19 protein-coding genes and 1 pseudogene are annotated in these 21,528 nt (G+C 38.4%); 11 read left to right on the top strand and 9 right to left on the bottom strand.

The genetic code is table 11. From position 1 onward, the window contains the following. The 5 genes and pseudogenes from EYS08_RS26190 to EYS08_RS23165 all read right to left on the bottom strand — a co-directional run. Positions 1 to 206 (bottom strand): annotated as a pseudogene (locus EYS08_RS26190) (IS110 family transposase); the annotation flags it as partial. Between the two features lie 328 nt (positions 207 to 534). Continuing rightward, the gene (locus EYS08_RS23150; RefSeq protein WP_131032317.1) at positions 535 to 1,728 is read right to left on the bottom strand and encodes a Gfo/Idh/MocA family protein; all 1,194 of its coding nucleotides are present in this window, start codon (positions 1,726 to 1,728) and stop codon (positions 535 to 537) included. Continuing rightward, positions 1,729 to 3,093: a 3-keto-disaccharide hydrolase gene (locus EYS08_RS23155; protein ID WP_131032318.1), complete on the bottom strand. Its 1,365-nt coding sequence runs from the start codon at positions 3,091 to 3,093 to the stop codon at positions 1,729 to 1,731. It abuts the gene before it with no gap. Positions 3,094 to 3,191: 98 nt separating this feature from the next. Beyond that, positions 3,192 to 4,547 carry a Gfo/Idh/MocA family protein gene (locus EYS08_RS23160; protein ID WP_131032319.1) on the bottom strand — a complete coding sequence of 452 codons (1,356 nt, stop codon included), beginning with the start codon at positions 4,545 to 4,547 and terminating at the stop codon, positions 3,192 to 3,194. Positions 4,548 to 4,968: 421 nt separating this feature from the next. Further along, positions 4,969 to 7,635 (bottom strand): valine--tRNA ligase, encoded by a 2,667-nt coding sequence (locus EYS08_RS23165; protein WP_131032320.1) that lies wholly within the window; start codon positions 7,633 to 7,635, stop codon positions 4,969 to 4,971. Between the two features lie 210 nt (positions 7,636 to 7,845). Between EYS08_RS23165 and EYS08_RS23170 the strand changes: the two genes are divergently transcribed. Beyond that, positions 7,846 to 8,268: a DoxX family protein gene (locus EYS08_RS23170; protein ID WP_131032321.1), complete on the top strand. Its 423-nt coding sequence runs from the start codon at positions 7,846 to 7,848 to the stop codon at positions 8,266 to 8,268. Between the two features lies 1 nt (position 8,269). On the opposite strand, the gene EYS08_RS23175 is transcribed toward EYS08_RS23170, so the two are convergent. Beyond that, positions 8,270 to 8,485 carry a Uma2 family endonuclease gene (locus EYS08_RS23175; protein WP_244216029.1) on the bottom strand — a complete coding sequence of 72 codons (216 nt, stop codon included), beginning with the start codon at positions 8,483 to 8,485 and terminating at the stop codon, positions 8,270 to 8,272. Between the two features lie 489 nt (positions 8,486 to 8,974). Next, positions 8,975 to 10,957, bottom strand: coding sequence for a heavy metal translocating P-type ATPase (locus EYS08_RS23180; protein ID WP_131032322.1), 1,983 nt, complete (start codon positions 10,955 to 10,957; stop codon positions 8,975 to 8,977). A gap of 347 nt (positions 10,958 to 11,304) precedes the next feature. Here EYS08_RS23180 and EYS08_RS23185 point away from each other — a divergent pair, with 347 nt between their 5' ends. From EYS08_RS23185 to EYS08_RS23195, 3 genes are all read left to right on the top strand, one after another. Beyond that, positions 11,305 to 13,338: a M13 family metallopeptidase gene (locus EYS08_RS23185; RefSeq protein WP_131032323.1), complete on the top strand. Its 2,034-nt coding sequence runs from the start codon at positions 11,305 to 11,307 to the stop codon at positions 13,336 to 13,338. A gap of 311 nt (positions 13,339 to 13,649) precedes the next feature. Continuing rightward, a complete protein-coding gene (locus EYS08_RS23190) occupies positions 13,650 to 14,462 on the top strand; it encodes a DUF2625 domain-containing protein (RefSeq protein ID WP_131032324.1) in 813 nt (270 codons plus the stop codon). A 23-nt stretch (positions 14,463 to 14,485) separates the two neighbouring features. Beyond that, complete coding sequence (locus tag EYS08_RS23195; protein WP_131032325.1) at positions 14,486 to 14,950, top strand: DinB family protein; 465 nt, start codon at positions 14,486 to 14,488, stop codon at positions 14,948 to 14,950. A gap of 40 nt (positions 14,951 to 14,990) precedes the next feature. On the opposite strand, the gene EYS08_RS23200 is transcribed toward EYS08_RS23195, so the two are convergent. Continuing rightward, positions 14,991 to 15,329, bottom strand: a complete 339-nt coding sequence (locus EYS08_RS23200; RefSeq protein ID WP_131032326.1) for an MmcQ/YjbR family DNA-binding protein — start codon at positions 15,327 to 15,329, stop codon at positions 14,991 to 14,993. Between the two features lie 225 nt (positions 15,330 to 15,554). Here EYS08_RS23200 and mnmD point away from each other — a divergent pair, with 225 nt between their 5' ends. The 6 genes from mnmD (at position 15,555) to mazG (ending at position 20,204) form a co-directional block, all read left to right on the top strand. Further along, positions 15,555 to 16,223, top strand: a complete 669-nt coding sequence (mnmD, locus tag EYS08_RS23205) for a tRNA (5-methylaminomethyl-2-thiouridine)(34)-methyltransferase MnmD (protein ID WP_131032327.1) — start codon at positions 15,555 to 15,557, stop codon at positions 16,221 to 16,223. Between the two features lie 253 nt (positions 16,224 to 16,476). Beyond that, positions 16,477 to 17,424: an aldo/keto reductase gene (locus EYS08_RS23210; protein ID WP_131032328.1), complete on the top strand. Its 948-nt coding sequence runs from the start codon at positions 16,477 to 16,479 to the stop codon at positions 17,422 to 17,424. A 79-nt stretch (positions 17,425 to 17,503) separates the two neighbouring features. Continuing rightward, on the top strand, positions 17,504 to 18,613 hold the full coding sequence (locus EYS08_RS23215; RefSeq protein ID WP_131032329.1) for an AI-2E family transporter: 1,110 nt from the start codon (positions 17,504 to 17,506) through the stop codon (positions 18,611 to 18,613). 1 nt (position 18,614) lies between these two features. Continuing rightward, positions 18,615 to 18,911, top strand: a complete 297-nt coding sequence (locus EYS08_RS23220; RefSeq protein WP_131032330.1) for a hypothetical protein — start codon at positions 18,615 to 18,617, stop codon at positions 18,909 to 18,911. Between the two features lie 16 nt (positions 18,912 to 18,927). Next, positions 18,928 to 19,377, top strand: a complete 450-nt coding sequence (locus EYS08_RS23225; protein ID WP_131032331.1) for a DoxX family protein — start codon at positions 18,928 to 18,930, stop codon at positions 19,375 to 19,377. A 20-nt stretch (positions 19,378 to 19,397) separates the two neighbouring features. Then, complete coding sequence (gene mazG, locus EYS08_RS23230; protein ID WP_131032332.1) at positions 19,398 to 20,204, top strand: nucleoside triphosphate pyrophosphohydrolase; 807 nt, start codon at positions 19,398 to 19,400, stop codon at positions 20,202 to 20,204. 41 nt (positions 20,205 to 20,245) lie between these two features. On the opposite strand, the gene EYS08_RS23235 is transcribed toward mazG, so the two are convergent. Beyond that, positions 20,246 to 20,635 (bottom strand): YchJ family protein, encoded by a 390-nt coding sequence (locus EYS08_RS23235; RefSeq protein WP_244216030.1) that lies wholly within the window; start codon positions 20,633 to 20,635, stop codon positions 20,246 to 20,248. A 74-nt stretch (positions 20,636 to 20,709) separates the two neighbouring features. On the opposite strand from EYS08_RS23235, the gene EYS08_RS23240 reads away from it, so the two are divergent. Then, a complete protein-coding gene (locus tag EYS08_RS23240; protein ID WP_131032333.1) occupies positions 20,710 to 21,510 on the top strand; it encodes a tRNA pseudouridine synthase A in 801 nt (266 codons plus the stop codon). Positions 21,511 to 21,528 lie beyond the last annotated feature (18 nt).

Raw genomic sequence — 21,528 nt, forward strand, 5'->3', positions numbered from 1 at the left:
CTTTCATAAGCACATTCATAACGGGCTTCTGGATAATTGGTTGAAAGAAAATTCCAAAGTCCATCCACTGACGGGGGAGACTGGACGAAGCTTTTGAGATACTGTTTCCCTAGATAGAGTGAAACAGTCCAGCTTTTAAGGTGAACATCGATGCCACAGCTTATCGTATGACCGCTAAAATCTAATTTTTCTGCTAAATTTGTCATGATCTTAGTTCTATTGTTTATTTAAATTTAACAATTGTGGCTTGCTAAAGACCACTTGAACTAAGATCACTTTTATTACATAGATACTGATTGAAATGTAAAGCCCACAGCGAGGACTTGTAATGAAAAGCAGGACTAACTTTAAAACCAACCACAACAATTGCTTTCGAAAAAAATTAAGAGCATTAAAGATTCTTTCTTTTTCCGTCATTGCGAGGAGGAACGACGAAGCAATCTTACAACGATCGCTATTAATCTATCTTTTAGATTGCTTCGTCGGCTGAAAAAGCCTTCTCGCAATGACGATTTTGTGCAGATGACAGATCACCTAAACACTATATTCCGTCTTCCAAATCTGTTTATTCCCGCTATAAATGGCTTCGTTACACATGGCCACACAAATAGCCGCTTGCGTTCCGGTATTGATATTTGATGCTGGTTCTTTCCTGGTTGTTATCGATTTATAAAATTCATCCAACGCATAATTTGTTCCATCAATGGTGGCTTTATCTAAAATCGGGATTCCGCCATCTTTATTTACCACAATCTTTGTGGCCCCGGTTACCCCATCAACTATGCCTAATTCTTTTTTAACACTTTCTTCAGGATAAAACAAGCCGGTATTGGTTAGCAAAGAAACCGAACCTTTGGTGCCTTTTATTTTAAACAGATAACCATCATGTGCATTGCCACAAGTGGCTCCAAAATTGCCGATCATGCCTTTTTCATTATAACGGAGAATGGCTTGGATATTATCGTAGGTTTCGCGCCCATCTTTAAACACATCTATCCCACCCGACCCCATAATTTCATCAGGCTGCGTTTCGAAAGCCCAATTGATAAAGTCAATCTGGTGCGATAAAAGTTCGGCAGCTAAGCCTCCAGAGTACTCCTTATACATCCGCCAGTTGATCTTACGTTCTAAAGCCGGATCTGGCACTGCCCTACGCCAATTGCCATTACGGTCCCAACGGCAATCGATCTGGCTAACCTTGCCCAAATAACCACTTTGGATCATATCCTTCACCTTAAAATATAAAGGCGAATAACGGTATTGATACCCCACCTGAAAAACCTGATTGGGATATTGTTTTACCAGTTTTTTAAGTTCGAGTGCCTGGGCAATATTGTATGTCATGGTTTTTTCTACATACACGTGTTTGCCAGCCAGTACCGCATCTTTGGCAATTCTGAAATGTTCACTTAAAGGTGTGGCAATAAAAACCGCGTTGATTGTTTTATCGTCTAAAACTTTGTGGTAATCTTTTATGGCCTTTGCATCTGCAGGAACATACTTTTCGGTTTCCTTAAGCCTAAAATCGAGTAAATCGCAATAAGCTTTAATTTTATACTTTGCAGGCATTGATTTAATTACCGACAAAACGCCTTTGCCACGATCGCCACAACCAATCATTGCCACATTAATAATTTCATCAGCCACTAAATTAGCAAAGCCCTGGTTACCCAAAAGTAAACCAGAGCCTAACAAAGCTGATGTTTTAACAAACGATCTGCGCTGCATCTATAATGTTTTAATTTTAATCGTCCTGAAATCTACTTTGTTACCGTGATCCTGAAGGAGGATATGTCCTTTTGGTGCTTCACCAAAGTTTTTCCAGTCTTTATATTTACTAATAGCTACCAGTTTTTTAAATTCCTCTGAGCCACGTGTATATTCCAGAACCTTTACGCCATTTAAATAATGCTCTACTTTGTTATTTGGGTAAACCACCAAACGACCATTGTTCCAGCTTCCAATGGGGCGCAGGTAACGGGCTTCTTTTTTCGAAGTCATTAAATCGTATAACGAAGCTAAAGTTCTGTTTCCATCTCTGCCCAATTTTGCATCTGGGTGTAAAACATCATCTAAAACCTGATACTCGAGACCAATAGCAGAACCTGTATTTTTTTCGCTCAGGGTAACAAAATATTTTACGCCACTGTTGGCACCTGGGGTAAGTTTAAACTCGAACGACAAATCAAAAGCAGCATATTCGTTCTTGGTTACAATATCGCCGCCGTTGGTCGATTCTGCGCCACCCGACGGCTCTACACTGATAACGCCATCGGCAATTTTCCATCCTTTGGCAGGGAAAGTAGTTTTATAAGCACCAACCCAACCTGCATTACTTTTACCATCGAACAAAAGTTTATAACCCTCTGACTTTTCGTAAGCAGATAAGGTATTTGGGGTTAAATTAACCGTATAAATTCCTTTTGGAAAAGCTTTGGCTTTTAACCCCTCTGTTTGAATGTTAATGTTTTTGAAATATACTTTCTTGCCGTCATTATCGAGGTTATTGCCAATACCGTGAACCTGCAAACCGATAAACCCCGATTTATCCAACGTATCGATTACATAAGCAACAGGAGTTCCATTTACCCAGGTTTTAGTTTCGTTACCAATGCATTCGATTTTGTAATGGTTAAATTCATTCTTTTTATACAGTGGTTTTGCTGATGGGCTAAGTTCTAAAGGATAAAGCCACAATCTTCTGGCTTCGTCGTAAATTCCGCCTGTCCACGCCCTGGGGGTAGGGTCTATTTCCATCTGTCTACCAAAAACCAATCCTTTACCGTTGTTCCCTTCTGGTTTAATGTGGCTGCGTGTTTGTACGCCCGAGTTGGTAGTTTCTCCTTCTAGTTTTACATCCAGTTCTAAAACGAAATCGCCATATTCTTTTTCAGTGATTAAGAATGAATTTGGTGTGCCTTTGGTCATTGTTCCGATAATCATTCCATCTTCAACTTTGTATGGAGCGGCTCCTGCAACTGCTTTCCAACCGGTTAAGGTTTTGCCATCAAATAATGGTTTTGCTTTTTGGGCAGCGGCTGATAAACTGATTAGCGAAAGGGCTAGAATACTATATTTTTTAAAATTTAACATGATTGGTTTTTTCTTGCCGTCATTGCGAGGAAGAATGACGAAGCAATCTTTTTTGCTAAGTAGATTGCTTCCTTCCTCTCAATGACGGTACACTGTGATTAATATTTAAATACTTTTCCGTTTGCGATTACTTCTTGTCTGTTTTCATCGAAAATTGCTTTTGCTCCTGTTCGTACCGCAGCATTGGTCATTATATTGGCAATAGAGTGTGAATAACCAGCTTCAACAGGTGCATTTGGTGTTTTACGACTACGTACACATTCCATCCAGTTGCGCATGTGGCCAGAGGTTAACGAATCCCCGCCCATATTGGCTCCTGTAGCCGCTTTAATTTCCGTTTTACTTAAATCAAATTCTGGCAAAAGATTGGCTTTTAGGCCCATAGCTGCAGCCTCTCTCTCCTTTAAACCACCTTTTGGCGATACTTTATTGGTAATCAAATTCAGTTCACCACCATTCGAATAATAAACTTCACCCACATCGCCCACACTATTCTGCATTCTTGAGGTAAAAGTAACCTGGAAACCATCTGTTGTATCGGGCTGACCATAATCGAATACGGCAACCATCGAATCCCAGTTTCTACGGCCATCTTTCCAGGTGTAAATACCTCCGTTTGCCACTACACTCCGCGGATGTTTTAAATTGGTAAACCAGTGTACGGTATCAATCTGGTGCGACATCCATTGTCCTGGCATACCTGAAGAATATGGCCAGAACAAGCGGTATTCTAAATATTTTCTTGGATCGAAGGCTTCGGTTGGGCGGTTCAATAAGAATCTTTTCCAATCGATATCTTCTTCTTTTAATTTGGCTACTAAATCTGGTCTGCGCCATCGGCCTGGCTGGTTTACATTCCAAACTAAATCTACAGCAGTTATCGGCCCAAATTTTCCATCCTGAATAAATTTTGCCGCATTGGTATAATTCTCTCCACTCCTTCTTTGCGAACCAATCTGTACAATCTGTTTGCTTGCTTTAACGGCTTTAAATGCTGCTTTGGCATCGTCCATGGTTTCGGCAAAGGGTTTTTCTACATATGCATCGCAACTGGCTTTTACGGCCTCGATGGTGTGAAGTGCATGCTGAAAATCGGCAGTACTGATAATTACGGCATCAAGGTCTTTTGTAGCATAAAGCTCATCGTTGTTACGGCAGGCTTTAATATCGTGACCAAATTTTGCTTTTAAATGGGCAATTCCTAAATCTCTCCGGTAGTTCCATAAATCAGAAAGACCAACGATATCGAAATTGAGTTCCTTGTTGTGGTTCAGGAAACAAGGCAAAAGGGTGTCTTTAAAACGATCAGAAAAGCCAACAACACCAACGCGCACCCTATCATTTGCACCGATGATGCGTCCATAACTTTTGGCACTCATGCCCATTGTACCCGCGTAAGTTGCAGCAGCAAATATTGCTGATTGTTTAATAAATTTTCTTCTGGAATTTTCCATTTGGGATATTAGGTTAGATTATCTCTTAGTTTGCTAATCTGACAAACCATTTAAATAAAACCTAAAATATGGTTAATAAAAACAAACCTTAAATATTCGCAAGTAATATTTTTGAAACTTTATATTAAAACAATGGCTTATAATCATATTAATCCTAAATAAATAGCCAGGAAGCCAGTATTTAAGGCAATAACATATTTTTATCGATATGTAGGAAAACGTTTGAAATAATTTATTCTTAATCAAATACTTTTATTCGACTATTAATAAAAAAGCCTTTCAGAAAATAATCTGAAAGGCTTTTTAGTAAAACTCATCACCCTGTCCTGAAACTTCGGGATTAGGGTCTAAATATAATAGCAGGAAAGATGCTTATCCCGAACATTCGGAACAGCATAATCGCAGCGTCTGTAAATTATTATTATCCTAAAACCGCTAAACTTTCTTCAATAATTTTGATTTTAGCTTCAGCATCGGCTTTTTTATTCCGTTCGTTTGCAATAATTTCCGGTTTTGCATTCTGTACAAAGCGTTCGTTGCTCAATTTAGAATCAACCGACTTTAAAAAGCCCCGTAAATATACTAAATCGGCATTTAAACGCTCACGTTCTGCTTCTACATCAATATTTTCAGTCAGCGGGATGAAAAATTCATCTTTACCAGCCATAAAAGCAGTTGCGCCAACAATTTTATCGTTTACAATTTCCGCTTCTGAAACATTGGCCAATTTGAAAACAATGTTCAACCATTTTTCATAATCCAGATCAGAGTTTATTTTGATGCTTAAAGGCAATGCTTCTTTAGGCGAAATCTGCTTCTGGTTCCTTACATTTCTAATTTCGGCTACCACGGTTTTAATTACCTCAGCATCTTTCAATAATTGCGCATCAAAAGCCCCTCCTTTCGGAAATTCGGCAACAATACAGCAGTCCATTTCTCCACGTTCGGCAAACAGATCATCATGCCAAAGCTCTTCAGTTAAGAAAGGCATGTTAGGGTGCAATAATTTGATGATATTTTCGAAGAAACCGACTGTAGCTTTAAAACTCTCCGCATCAATTGGTTGTTGGTAAGCAGGCTTAACCATTTCTAAATACCAGGCACAGAAATCATCCCAAACCAATTTATAAGTGATCATTAATGCTTCCGATAGGCGGTATTGCATAAAGTTAGCTTCAATCTCTACCAGAGCTTCGTTAAAGCGGTTTTCGAACCAAGATATGGCCTGGGTATTTGGGTTCGCTAAGTTTTCGTCAACTTCCCATCCTTTTACCAAACGGAAAGCATTCCAGATTTTGCTGGCGAAATTACGTCCCTGTTCGCAGTAACTTTCATCGAACATTAAATCGTTTCCGGCAGGTGACGACATTAACATCCCCACACGAACAGCATCGGCACCATATTTTTCGATCAAGCCAATCGGATCAGGTGAGTTACCCAACGATTTAGACATTTTACGGCCTAATTTATCGCGTACAATCCCTGTTAAGTATACATTTGTAAATGGTTTTTTACCCATAAACTCATGTCCGGCCATAATCATACGGGCCACCCAGAAGAATAAAATTTCAGGCGCGGTAACCAAGTCGTTGGTTGGATAATAATAATTGATGTCTTTATTTTCAGGATTTTTAAAGCCGTCGAAAACCGAAATCGGCCATAACCATGACGAAAACCAGGTATCCATCACATCGTCGTCCTGCCTTAAAAACGGTTCTAACTGATGTTTGAATCCAGCTTTCTCCGTTTCAGAGCAGCTTTCATCCAAATGTTTTTTCTTCCAGAATTCTTCTAATGCTTCATCTTTGGTTTTGGCAACCACCCAATTTCCTTTATCATCGTACCAGGCCGGGATTCTCTGTCCCCACCACAACTGGCGACTAATGTTCCAATCGCGGACATTCTCCATCCAATGGCGGTAAGTATTTTCAAATTTATTTGGAATCAGGTTTACTTCTCCATTCAATACATCATCCAAAGCTGGCTGTGCCATTTCTTTCATCTTCACAAACCATTGCATGGAAAGTTTTGGTTCGATAGCGGCATCAGTACGTTCAGAAAAACCAACCTGCGATTTATAATCTTCAACTTTATCCAAATGCCCGGCTTCCTCCAGCATTTTGGCGATTTTTTTACGGGCAACAAACCTGTCTTCGCCCACTAAAATAACTGCTAATTCATTTAAAGTTCCATCATCGTTTAAGATATCGGTAACTGGTAAATTGTGCTTAACCCCCAACTCATAATCGTTCAGATCGTGTGCCGGTGTAACTTTTAAACAACCTGTACCAAATTCAATATCAACATATTCATCTTCAATAACCGGAATTTCGTGGTTAACGAGAGGGACAAAAACCTTTTTGCCTTTTAAATGTGTAAAACGTTCATCGTTCGGATTGATACAGATGGCTGCATCGGCCATAATCGTTTCAGGACGGGTTGTAGCTATCGTTAAAAACTGGTCTTCCGTGCCTGAAATCAGGTATTTAATGTAATATAGTTTTTGATTTACTTCCTTACGGATTACTTCTTCATCAGAAACAGCAGTTTTACCGGCTGGATCCCAGTTTACCATACGGATACCACGGTAAATCCACCCTTTTTTATATAAGTGGATAAACGAATCAATCACCGCTTCAGAAAGATCTTCTTCCATCGTGAAACGGGTACGGTCCCAATCGCAACTTGCACCCAGTTTCTTTAACTGTTCTAAAATAATACCACCGTATTTCTCTTTCCACTCCCAGGCATATTTCAAAAATTCTTCACGCGAAAGATCTTTTTTGTTAATCCCCTGCTCCTTCAACATAGCCACCACTTTTGCTTCAGTAGCAATAGAGGCATGGTCAGTCCCAGGTACCCAGCATGCATTTTTACCTTGCATACGAGCCTTACGGATCAACACATCTTGAATGGTATTGTTAAGCATATGCCCCATGTGCAGCACACCCGTAACATTTGGCGGTGGAATAACGATGGTGTAAGGTTCGCGATCATCTGGTTCGGAGTGGAAAAATTTCTTCGATAGCCAATAGCTATACCATTTATCTTCTGTTTCTGCAGGATTGTACTTGGTGGATATGCTCATGAAAAATTATTCAATATCAATTTGAGTGGCAAAAATACGTTTTTAAGGGCAAAAATTAAAGCAGAAATCATTTGAAAGCAAGCATAGAAGTGAAATATTATAGTTTAAACGCCCACGATTTGATTCATCTTTCCGTCGATAATTGTATTTTAGTGTACACCAAATACCCATTACAAAGATTTGCTCCGCCATAAAACCATTTAAACTACCATGACTCCAAAAAACCTCAAAATTGGTTATGCCATATTACGTGTGTCAATAGCCATCATTTTATTGTCGCACAGTGTTTTGGGTGTATTTGATGGCGGGATTAATAATTTTGGCAATCTCTATCTGAATAAAATTGGATTTGCGCCCTATGGAGTAGCAATTGCATGGATAATTAAACTTTCACATATAGTTTGTGCCCTATTGCTTGTGATGAATAAATATATCCGGCTGGCATGCTTTGCAACCATTTTCTTATTGATTATGGGAATAATTATGGTACATTTTAAGGAGGGCTGGTTTGTTGTAGGTGGCGGAAGAAATGGCATGGAGTATAACTTCGTACTTATATGCGTACTAACCGCTATTATGTTTTTGAATCAGGATTCAAACAATACAACACAAAAATCAAAATTGAAAAAATAAGTTAATCGATATCCTCAAAAACATCATCTAATTCCAATTCAAAACCTGGCAATACCGATGAAGTGATTTTTTCGCTATGGGTAAATATTTTAGAAGGCTGAAATTTGCCTGAATCATTAAGGGTGTAAATGAGGATGCTTTGATCGCTTTGGCTAACCACCCAATATTCTTTAACCCCAAATTCTTCGTAAACGCGGTATTTATTAAGCAGCTCCATTTTGGTATTGCCAGGAGATAAAATTTCAATACTAAATCTGGAGCACCGATACAACCACGGGCATCTAATTTACTTTTATCACAAACAACACAAATATCGCATTAAGAAGTTAAGAAAGTTTAGAGAACTATTCCACCATAATCTTTTTAATGCCCTTAACTTCTTAATGGTAAACGGATCTACATTGTTTTTTCATCATTAAGAAGTTAAGAAAGTTTAGAGAACTGTTACACCATAATCTTTTTAATGCCCTTAACTTCTTAATGGTAAACGGATCTCCATTGTTTTTTCATCATTAAGAAGTTAAGAAAGTTTAGAGAACTGTTACACCATAATCTTTTTAATGCCCTTAACTTCTTAATGGTAAACGGATCTACATTGTTTTTTCATCATTAAGAAGTTAAGAAAGGTTAAGGCTTTATGTAATTTTCTTAATTATTTAAATGCCTTAATGGTAAACGATTATATACTCCGCATATAAATAGCGTATTAAAAATTCATCTTCTGAATTCGTACCGCATTTAAAATGGCCAAAAGTGCAACACCAACATCGGCAAAAACGGCTTCCCACATGGTGGCAATACCACCTGCACCTAAAATTAAAACCAATGCTTTTACCGTGAATGCCAATACGATATTCTGGATCACAACCTTTTTGGTTGCCTTACCGATTTTAACCGCAGTTGCAATTTTAGAGGGCTGATCGGTTTGGATAACTACATCGGCCGTTTCAATAGCAGCATCGCTCCCCATTGCCCCCATGGCAATACCAATGTCGCTAATGGCCAATACAGGCGTATCATTTATTCCATCACCGACAAAAGCCACTACCTTACTTTTGTCGCTTTTAATTTCTTCCAGCCTGGCTACTTTATCTTCAGGTAATAAATCACCAAAATAAGTATCAATACCTAAGCCCTTTGCTACTTTTTTAACGATTGAGGTTTTATCACCGCTCAGCATCACTACCTGTTTTATTCCGTTTTCGTGAAGCTGTTTGATGGCTTCTGCGGCGTCTTCTTTTATTTCATCGGCAATTAAAACATATCCAACATATTTTTCGTCAACGGCAACAACCACAATACTTTCTTCAATAGCTGTAATCTTGGCATCAAAGGCAATATTAAATTTCTCTAAAAGCTTTGTGTTCCCTGCCAAAACCGCTTTGCCATTTACCGATCCCTTTAAGCCCATTCCAGCAATTTCCTCAATGTTTTCGGCGGGATGAATTTCTTTCTGGCCTGCGTATTCTACAATGGCCTTAGCAATTGGATGTGTTGATTTTGCTTCAACCGCAGTTAATAAATTCAAAAACGTTGCTTCATCGATACTGCTTTCTACTTTCTGAACCTTAAAAACGCCTTTTGTCAGGGTTCCCGTTTTATCCATTACAACAGTATTCAGCTTGGTAATTAAATCGAGGAAATTAGAGCCTTTAAAAAGAATTCCATTTGCCGATGCAGCACCAATACCACCAAAATAACCCAAAGGGATAGAAATCACCAGCGCACATGGACAAGATATTACCAGGAAAACCAGCGAACGGTACAACCAGGTTTGGAAGTGATATTCGCTTCCTAAAACCAATATCGGGATAGTAACCAGCGCGAGGGCCAAAAAGAAAACTATTGGTGTATATATTTTAGCAAACTTACGAATAAAGAGTTCGGTTTTAGCTTTACGCGTAGTGGCATTCTGAACCATTTCCAAAATGCGCGACAATGCACTGTCGGCAAAAGCCTTGGTTACTTTTACCTCGATTACCTTATCCAGATTAAGCATTCCGGCCAAAATCGATTCGCCCTTAATGATTGTACGCGGTTTACTTTCGCCCGTTAAAGCAGCAGTATTAAAACTGCTTTTATCACTGACCAGTTCTCCATCTAAGGGGATTTTCTCACCAGCCTTTACTTGAATAATCTCGCCAATTTCTACCTTTTCAGGATTAACGTCTTCATATTTTCCGTTGCGGAATACATGTGCTACATCTGCTCGGACATCCAGCAAAGCTTTGATATTCCTTTTGGCACGATTTACTGCAGCCATTTGAAACAACTCGCCAATGGTATAAAAAAGCATCACTGTTACCCCTTCTGGGTATTCGCCAATTGCAAAAGCACCGATTGTAGCGACAGACATTAAAGAAAATTCGGTAAAGAAATCTTTGGCTTTAAAAGTTTCCCAAACCTCACGTAAAACAGGAATCCCCACAGGTAAATAAGCTACGATATACCAATAAGGCCGGATGAGCTGAAATGCAGGAACAGGAAATAAATTATCAAACGCAATTCCGATCAGCAGCATAACTAATGTTACAATGGCTGGTAAATAAGTTTGAAAGGCCGATGGATCTCCACCATGATCATGGCCGTGTTCGTCGCCTTCTTCGTGTGAATGATCGTGGTTATGTTTTGGGGCGGAATGTACTTTACTGCTGCAACAGCTATCTTCTATATCGTGTGAATGGCTCATTATATCTATTGTATGCTAAACATCATTTTTATTTATTATCGATAAAACCTCGCAGGTTTAGATAACCGTTTTCAAATTTATGGAAAATAAAATGCTTTATCCCGAATCGTTCTTAATAGCAATAATTTTTACAAGCACACAATAAATTTTGTTAAAAAATGTTAATAGTGTATAAAAGATTTAAAATCATGAAATCTATTAAAATTTCTTTTTCAGCATCCGAACTCTGGAGACGTTTAGGTTTAGCAAAAATCTACTACTGGTTTAACAAGTAATATTCTTAATATATAGTACCAGTATTAATTAGTATTTCATAAATTTCGCATAATTACTAACTTATTAAGCGAATGAAATACCAAAATTTGAAAAGATGTTTTGCGGCGCTAGGTATAGTCGCTGCTAGCTTTTCTGCAAATGCACAAACCAAAAAATTTATCGACCCTGCTAACATGGATCTTTCCGTTAAGCCAGGCGACGATTTCTACACCTACGCAAGTGGCACGTGGATCAAAAATAATCCTGTTCCTGCTAAAGAAACCCGTTGGGGTTCATTTAACGAACTTCGCGATTTCAACATCAATGCTGTTAAATCTTTAGTAGAAGATGCAGCTGCTGATAAATCTGCTCCTGCAGGCTCTGTTAAGCGTAGAGTTGGCGATTTTTATACGGCTGCCATGGATAGTGCAACCATAGAAAAACTGGGCTACACACCAATAAAAGCCGATTTAGAGAAAATCAAACAGATTAAAAACATTCAGGGTGTGCTTGATCAAGTTGCTTATATGCGAACCAATGGTTTAGGCGGTGGAATGTTCGGCCTGGGTGTTGGCCAAGACCGCAAGAATGTAAACAAATACATGGTGAATATTAGTCAGGGCGGTACAACACTTCCCGATCGTGATTATTATCTGAAAGATGACACGCGCAGTGTTAAAATCCGTGAGGCTTATAACACGTATATGGTTACGCTATTTACCTTAACAGGAAGTACACCTGAAGAAGCAAAACAAAAAGCAGCTACCGTTTATACAATTGAAAAGCAATTTGCTGAAGCGCAGATGAGCCGTTTAGAAATGCGTGATCCTTACGCCACCTACAACAAACTTACTGTTGCAGAACTGAACAAAAAAACTCCAGACATTAACTGGACAACCTATTTACCTAAATTTAAAATCAAAAACCAAGATACCGTTCTGGTTTCATCGCCTAAATTTATGGCAAACCTGGATGGAATGTTAAAATCGGTTCCAGTTACCGATTGGCAAACTTACCTGGAGTGGAACATTTTAAAAGGTTCTGCCTCTAGTTTAAGTTCTCCATTTGTTAAGGCAAGTTTCGCTTTCACACAGGCGCAAACTGGTCAGAAAGTACAAACACCACGTTGGCAACGGATGTCATCTTTAACTGATGGCACTATTGGCGAACTATTGGGCCAGCTTTATGTAGCCAAGTATTTTAAGCCAGAAGCTAAAGAACGCATGAACGAGATGATTGTGAATTTGCGGAAAGCTTTCGAAATCAGGATTAATGGTTTAGAGTGGATGAGCCCTGAAACCAAACAAAAAGCATTGGCTAAGCTCAATGCATTTACACCAAAAGTGGGTTATCCGGAAAAATGGAAAAACTACGATGGTTTAGTAATTAATAAAGACACCTACTTCCAAAACTTACGTAATGCAAGCGTTTGGGGTTACAACGAAATGGTTGATCAGTTAGGTAAACCTGTAGATCGCAAACGTTTTGGCATGACCCCTCCAACAGTTAATGCTTACTACAGCCCTACCCTGAACGAAATTGTTTTCCCTGCAGGTATTTTACAGTTTCCTTTCTTCGATCCAAATGCTGACGATGCCGTTAACTACGGTGGTATCGGTGCAGTAATCGGTCATGAAATGAGCCATGGTTTTGATGACAGCGGAAGCCAGTATGATGCTGCTGGTAATTTAAAAAACTGGTGGACAGCTGAAGACAAAGCCAAATTTGATGCTAAAACAAAAGCTTTAGGTGAGCAGTTTGATGGCTATACCGTTTTAGATACTATCCATGTAATCGGCAAATTGACTATGGGCGAAAACATAGGCGATTTAGGAGGCCTAAACGCGGCTTATACTGCTTTTAAAATGACTAAACAAGGTCAAAGTAATGAGAAAATTGATGGTTTTACGCCAGATCAGCGTTTTTTCCTTGCCTGGGCGCAGGTATGGAGAGGTAATATTTTACCAGAAAGTGCCGCTCAGTTAATTAAAACCGATCCACATTCTCCAGGCCCGTACCGTACTATTGGTGCACCTGTAAATATGGATGCATGGTACAATGCTTTTGATGTTAAGCCTGGCGATAAATTATACAAAAAACCAGAAGACAGAATTAGAATGTGGTAGATTGAGGTGGAAGGTTAAAAGGTGGAGGGCTTAAGGCTTTCACTCAATAGTCAATTATTTTATATCATCCCTATATTACAAGCGCCCCGATTTAATTGGGGCGTTTCGTTTTATTAGCGTGGCATCAGATGTAACATCTAACACTGGCTGAAATTATCAATTCAATTCAGTAGAATAATCAATTCTTTTAGATGTTGAATAAATCAGTCGGATGTTACCATCCGACTGCACAATTAATCAAAAATTATCCAACTCCTTTCAACAATTCTTAATTATCATTCTATCTTTGGAAAAACATAAGCCCCTTTTTCATGAGAAGCGCATTCAAAACAATTCTTATCCTAAGTTTAACTTTAGTCTCTTCAATAACTTTTGCTCAAGATAATAAGTTAATCAGTCTCGAAGCATTGGTAAATAAAACCGATCCAGCTTGGCCACTGGTAAAAAAGTGGATCGATTCTGCCAAAAATAAGGTCGAGATTCTGCCAGTTGATTCTGCAAAAGCAAAAGAAGTTTTATATAATTCGCAAATGACTACCTATGCTACACTTGGCTCGGTAATTTACAATACAGGAGGCATTTTGGTTGATAATGGCTGGATTAGAATTTTAGGTTCGGGCAGCGAAAGATTGAGCCGGAATGTTGCTGAATGGAACAAAGGAAAAACCATAAAAGAATATGGCGATAACATTCCTTACCTTTTAATTGCCGATGATGCTGTAGGTGGTTTCTTTGCCATCAATTATGGCGGCTTAGGTAAAGACATTAAAAACGTGTATTACCTGGAGCCTAACAGCCTAACCTGGCAACCACTTGGAGCGGGCTATGGTGAGTTTCTTGTTTTTTGTTTTGATAGTGATCTTTCTAAATTTTATAAAGGCTTACGTTGGAGCAGCTGGAACCAGTTTATTGCAAATTTAGATGGCACCAAAACTTATAGCTTTCGCCCATATTTATGGGAAGAAGGTACCGACATTGATAAATGCACTCGGAAACTTGTTGGGATTGAAGAAATGTACCGTTTCAATATCATGAAGTCGAAAGAACTGAATGCGGATAAAGGCATAAAAAAAGATGATACACAAAAGAAGGAAACCAAAGGGGAAACTAAAAATGAGCAGTAAGTTACTGTCTATAAAAAAATTAAATGACTGATACACTTGCTACCATCACCCAGATTAAAAATACCAGGACTTTTATACTAGAGCTGGTAAAAGATTTGAGCATCGAGCAATTAAACAAAATCCCAGCAGGTTTTAACAATAACATCATTTGGAATATCGCCCATTTAACCGCGGCGCAGCAAAATATGTGTTATGTAAGATCAGGCTTAGCGATAACTGTTAAAGACGAGCACTTTTCGCCGTTTTTAAGTGGGACAAAGCCTGAAAAGCTTATTGAGCAGAAAGAGATTGATTCGATTTTCGAGGTACTGTTAAATAATATGGATCGTTTAGCCGCTGATTATTCAAGCGGTGCCTTTCTAAAGTTCGACCCATGGGATAAACGTTATGGCATGAAATTAAACTCAATTGAAGATGCAATAAATTTTATTCCTTTCCACGAGGGTATGCACATTGGCTACATCATGGCCTTAAAGAAACTTGTATAGGAGGTTGCATCTATGATATTCCCATGCTTCAGTTTAAAATCTAAGCATACTTTGCCTGTGTTTTCTTGGGTAATTTGGCTAAAACCATCGCCCTCGAATCGGCCACTCTTTTTTTCAGTTCTGTATCATTAAACACCTCCAGATTATCAACCCGGATCCATTGTCGTTTAGCCATATGGTGGGCCTGTTGTATGCCATCTCTAGCCGTTAATGCATCAAACTCTTCAGGATCACACTTTATAGAGAAACTGTTATCTTCATCAATAGCGATAATGAAATACATTTTTTCTTCAATCATGAAGCATAAATGACCCCATTTCATTCCCTCGGTTGTACCAGGTAAATTCAAACAATATTCTCTGAAAGATTCGATATCCATTTTAGGGTTTAGGGTTTAGGGTTTAGGGTTTAGGTAAGATCAAAGCTAACAACAAAAGATTAAAGCTGAAAGAGAAAAAGTCAGAGGCCGGGCGTCCGGAGTCCGATGATTAAAGCGGCTTAGCTTTCCTATCTCTGGCTAATTTATCCTGAAATCCAGAAATCATATTGATCCTGTGTCTATATTTGCATCATTATCTTGAAAAAATCCTTTAAATCCTAGCTCATGAATATAATAACGCCTACTGCTGATGGTTCGAATACACTTTACAATGAAACTATAGGCGAACATTACCACAGTAAACATGGTGCATTACAGGAAAGCAAACACGTATTTATTGATGCAGGATTAAAATTCACATCTGCTAATTTAACTGAAATTTCCATTTTCGAAGTTGGTTTCGGCACCGGATTGAACTTTATTTTAAGTTTCGAATATTGTGCGGCAAATAACATTAAACTTAACTATACCAGTATCGAAGCCTTTCCGCTTCCTACAGCAGTAATTGAGCAAACAGGTTATGCAGCATATGTTCTCGAAGTAATATGGGCCGATTTTATTTCAAATTACCCTGATGCATTAAAAGCGCCTCAAAAATTAACTTCGCTTTGCAACTTAGAAATTCCACATACTACCTTGGCAGAATACCAGAGCGACCAAAAATTTGATGTGATTTATTACGATGCCTTTTCTGTGCAGCACCAGCCCGAAATGTGGAGTGATGAAATTATTGCACATGCCTGCAGTTTCTTAAAACCAGGCGGAGTTTTTGTTACTTACGCCATTACCGGAAAGCTGAAAAGAGCCATTAAAGCCTGCGGATTTACCATCGAAAAATTACCTGGTGCACCCGGAAAAAGAGAAATGCTTAGGGCAACGAAGGCAGAGGGTTAGAAGGTATAGGGCGGAAAGGTTTTGGGCAATTTGCAGGAAAATGTAAATAGTAGCATTTGCAAAAGTACCTAAACCTGGGTGAAGCGGCAGCCTCCGTTTTTTCTACGGAGCTATAGCGTAACGCAGGACTAACTTTAAAATTCAAGGTTAATTGCTTTCCAAAAACCCTCCTCACCTCATTTTGACATAATTTCGACCTCCCATAAAAACTGCTGGCTCCAAGATTTGTTAGTTTAATATTAACATTCGTATCATGGAAAAAAGAATTTTAGGAAAAACCGATTTAAATATTGCACCGATTGTATTTGGAGGAAACGTATTCGGCTGGACAATCGATGAGCAAAAATCGTTTGAAATATTAAACCAGTTTGTAGAAAATGGCTTCAACTTTATCGATACTGCCGATGTATATTCGCGTTGGGCACCCGGGAATAAAGGTGGAGAATCAGAAACAACCATAGGCAATTGGCTTAAACAACACAACAAACGCCACGACGTAATTATTGCAACAAAGGTAGGTTCTGATATGGGCCAGGGTAAATCTTTAAAGAAAGATTACATCATAAATGAAGTAGAACATTCATTATCACGCCTTCAAACAGATTATATCGACCTCTATTTCTCTCATTACGATGATGAAAATACTCCGGTTGAAGAAACTTTAAGTGCTTACGAAACTTTAATTAAAGCAGGCAAAGTACGTTGGATCGGCGCATCAAACTTTTCTGCTGAGCGGTTAAAAGAATCTTTGATTTATGCTACTGAACACGGCCTGCCTCGTTACGAAGTTTACCAACCAGGATACAACCTCTATGATAGAGAAAACTTTGAGCAGGAGCACGAAAAAATCTGTCTGGATTATGGCTTGGGAGTAGTAACCTATTATTCGTTAGCTAGCGGATTTTTAACAGGAAAATACCGCAGCCAAGATGATTTGAATAAAAGCCAACGTGGTGGTGGCGTTAAAAAATTCCTGAATGAACGTGGCTTTAAAATTTTAGCGGCATTGGATGAGGTTGCTGAAAAACACCATGTTGAGCCAGCTTCGGTAGCCCTGGCTTGGTTAATTTATCATCCATCAATTACAGCGCCGATTGCAAGCGTTACCGATTTAAGCCAGTTAAAATCTTTTACGGATGCAGTGAATTTAAAATTATCGCCAGAAGATATTTCACTTTTAGATAAAGCAAGTATCTATTAAAAAATAATCTCTTATATTTAAATGCCCGATTGGTGAGACAATAATCGGGCATTTTGTATTAAACAGGATTTAAAATTATATGAAAGACAAATTATCGTTCCTCCCCAAGCTTGCCTTGGTACTTTTCTGTTTAATAAGCTTAACCTATATCGCCATTTTAGGGCAATCGCTGTTAGCACCGCTACTTTTCTCTTTTTTAATGGCAATTTTATTGTTGCCCGTGGGCAATTTTTTAGAGCAGAGATTTAAGTTTAAACGAAGCTTATCTACTCTTGTTTCAGTAGTGCTAATGATCGCTGTAATTGGCGGAATTATATATTTTTTTGGCAATCAGTTGAGCGATTTATGGGCCGATTGGCCATTGTTAAAAGAGAAAGCCAACGTTTCGTACCATGAACTGCAGAAATGGATTTCGCACACCTTTGGTGTAAATTCTCAGAAACAACTCGATTATTTAAATGATAGTACCGAAAAAGCTTTGGCTACCAGCGCTGCAATTGTAGCTACAACCCTGGCCACACTATCTTCTACCCTATTATTTTTGGGTTTCACACTTTTGTTCACCTTCTTCATTTTAAATTACCGCCGTGTTTTATTCACTTTTTTAACTTCTGTTTTTAAAGAAGAACATAAAGAAAAAGTTTCAGAAATTGTTAGTCAGATTCAATATATCATTAAAAAATACATCATCGGTTTATTTCTGCAGATGCTTATTGTTACGGTATTAATGATTACCGTACTGAGTTTATTAGGGGTTAAATATGCAGTGCTGTTAGGCTTGGTAGCAGGCATTTTCAATGTTGTACCTTATTTAGGGATTTTTTTTGCTTTACTGGTAAGCTGTTTAATCACCTTTGCAACAGCTGGTGCAGGTAAAGTGCTTTTGGTTTTAATTGCCTTTGTCGGCGTACATGCAATAGATGGAAATGTTTTAATGCCTTTAGTAGTGGGTTCGAAAGTAAAAATAAATGCACTTTTCGCCTTTATTGGCATTGTAGTTGGCGAAATGATCTGGGGGATATCGGGCATGTTTTTATGTATACCTTATCTGGCCATATTAAAAATAATCTTCGATAGAGTGGATAATTTAAAACCTTGGGGTATTTTAATGGGCGAAGAGCATAAGCCCGACAAAAAGAAGCGTGTTTATCAGATTACGAAAAAAATTAAATTAGAAGAAAAGGATTAGTATGGCCGAAAATAGATCGCCTCATATTTTAAGCACTTCTGCCAATCTGTTGGGCATCTGCTTTATTGTGCTTACTTCTTTAAAAAAACTCGCACTTACCGATGGTTCCATAATTGATGAATTTGCCGTAGCTGCCGTAATGTTTTTTATGACCAGCTGCATCTTATCTTTTATCTCTATGAGAAGACAAAAAACTGCAAGCCAGCGGCTAGAAAAAGTTGCCGACTTCGTATTTTTATCTGGCCTATTGGTATTGTTTATTGCTACAATTTTAATTGCCTTTAATTTAATAAAATAGATTAAAAATCCACTTCATGAAACCCTTATTCGTATTAATCATTGTTTATGTTGCGCTATTGGCTTTTGGTGGCCATACTACCTTTGATAAAGGAAATATTTTTGCAGGCAATATTGCTATGGCTGTGATGTTACTTTTTACTGCTATCGGGCATTTCAAGTTTAAAACAAGTATGGCTGCCATGATCCCCCTATTTATTCCTAAAAAGGTAGAAATTGTGCTTTTAACAGGTATTCTGGAAATTTTATTTGCTATTGGCCTGGCGATTGAAAGCACCAGATCTTTTACAGGGATAGCCCTAATTATTTTTTACATTGCTATCTTACCTGCCAATATTTACACTGCCAAACACCGCATCAATTACGAAGATCTGCATAAACCAGGGCCTGGACCAAAATATTTATGGTTCAGAATACCCTTTCAGCTTTTCTTAATCGCTTGGGTTTGGTACTTTAGCGTTCGATAAATATAGCTCAACCATAAAACATGCCTAACAATCCAATTCCTGCAAGTGCCAATAATCCAGCTGATGCTTTTACACGTTTACTCACTGTTTTAGATACGCTACGTACGCAATGTCCCTGGGATAAAAAACAGACCATGGAAACATTGCGCCATTTAACTATAGAGGAAATTTACGAATTGAGCGACGCCATTTTAGAGGGCGATTTAGACGAAATTAAAAAGGAACTTGGCGATGTGATGATGCATCTGGTTTTTTATTCGAGAATTGCTTCCGAAACCAATGATTTTAACATTACAGATGTTTTAAACGGAGTTTGCGATAAACTGGTAAACCGACATCCACATATTTATGGCGATGTTGAAGTGCAGAACGAAGAAGACGTTAAACGCAATTGGGAGCAGATTAAACTAAAAGAAGGCAATAAATCAGTATTGGCTGGTGTTCCATCTTCACTACCAGCTTTGGTTAAGGCTGCCCGCATTCAGGAAAAGGCCCGCGGCGTAGGCTTCGATTGGGAAGATAAAAATCAGGTTTGGGAAAAAGTAGAAGAAGAACTACAGGAGTTTAAAACTGAATTTAACGTTGCCGATAATACGGCCATCGATATCGAAAAGGCAGAATCAGAATTTGGCGATGTACTTTTCTCTTTGATCAATTATGCACGTTTCATTAATATCAATCCTGAAAATGCATTGGAAAAAACCAATAAAAAATTCATCAAACGTTTTCAGTACCTCGAAACCAAAGCAAAAGAAAACGGAAAAGCCCTGGCTGATATGACCCTTGCAGAGATGGATGTATATTGGAATGAAGCAAAGAAAATATAGCCAAAAGGAGTAAAATCGCAAATTTAATATAAATTTGCGATTCAACCTTGTTCATAAAATTCCCCGTCCACATAATACCACTTGCCGTCTTCTAACCTGAAATTAGATTTTTCATGCAACACTTCTGTTTGGAACTTTTTATTCAGATAATAGGCCTTAAACTCGACGACATCAAAATCAGAAAAAACAATTTCGAGTTTTAGCCATTTGGTATTTTTCGCATTGCTTATATAAGCACTTTTCGAGTGCCCTTTTCTTTTACTGCTATGCGTGGTATCGTAAAGATAAGCAGCATCAGCTACTACAAAAGCCGAATATCTGGAACGCATTAAGGCCTCTGCAGTTGGTGCCGCCTTCACTTTTAAATGATAAGGCTGGCAACAATGGCTAAACGCAGCTCTACTTCCACAAGGACAGTTAATTAAATCCATGATTAAAATTTACCACACAAAAGTATGATTTAATATTCCTGCTGCTAAAATTTCCGTAAAATTGCAGCTGAAAAATGAGGTATTTCTTTCACATTGCCTATCAAGGCCAGTACTTTAGTGGGTGGCAAAAACAGCCTGGGGTAAAAAGCGTTCAGGAAGTTATTGAACAAACCCTATCGAAGATTTTAAAATTGCCGATTGCCATTAACGGCTGTGGGCGAACAGATGCGCATGTACATGCCAGTCAGTTTTTTTTTCACGCCGATATTGAAAAAGAGATTGATTTCGATCTGCTTTACATCCTGAATAAAGCCTTACCTTATAATATCGCAGTATTCGACATTATTAAAATGGAGGGGAAACCGCATGCCCGGTTTGATGCTGTACAACGGAAATATGATTATTTTATCCATACCTATAAAGAGCCTTTTTTAAGCACCCAAAGTTCCTTTTATCAATTAAATAATCTAGATTTTGATAAAATGAAAGCCGTTGTAAAATTATTACCCCAATACAAAGATTATAGGGCTTTTTGTACGCATCCTGATAAATACGAGCATACCATCTGCAATGTAATGGAAGCCGATTTATTTGTAAATCCAAAGGGCGACAGGCTGAGGTTTCATATTGCCAGCAACCGCTTTTTGGGCAAAATGATCCGCATTATTATGGGTAAAATCCTCATGGTTGGCAAAGGGGAGCTTAGTCTTGATGAATTTGAAAGCGGACTGATTACCCTGCAATCTTCAAAACTATCATTGCCCGCCCACCCAACAGGCTTATACCTTTCGAAAGTCACCTATCCGTATTTAAACCTCGAACCACGGACAGAATTTATCCATAGTACCCAAGGTATAGACTGGATTTCAATTTAAGTGTAGCGTTTTCATTTT

It is taken from the genome of Pedobacter kyonggii (genome assembly GCF_004310665.1).
GTDB classification, from domain to species: domain Bacteria; phylum Bacteroidota; class Bacteroidia; order Sphingobacteriales; family Sphingobacteriaceae; genus Pedobacter; species Pedobacter kyonggii.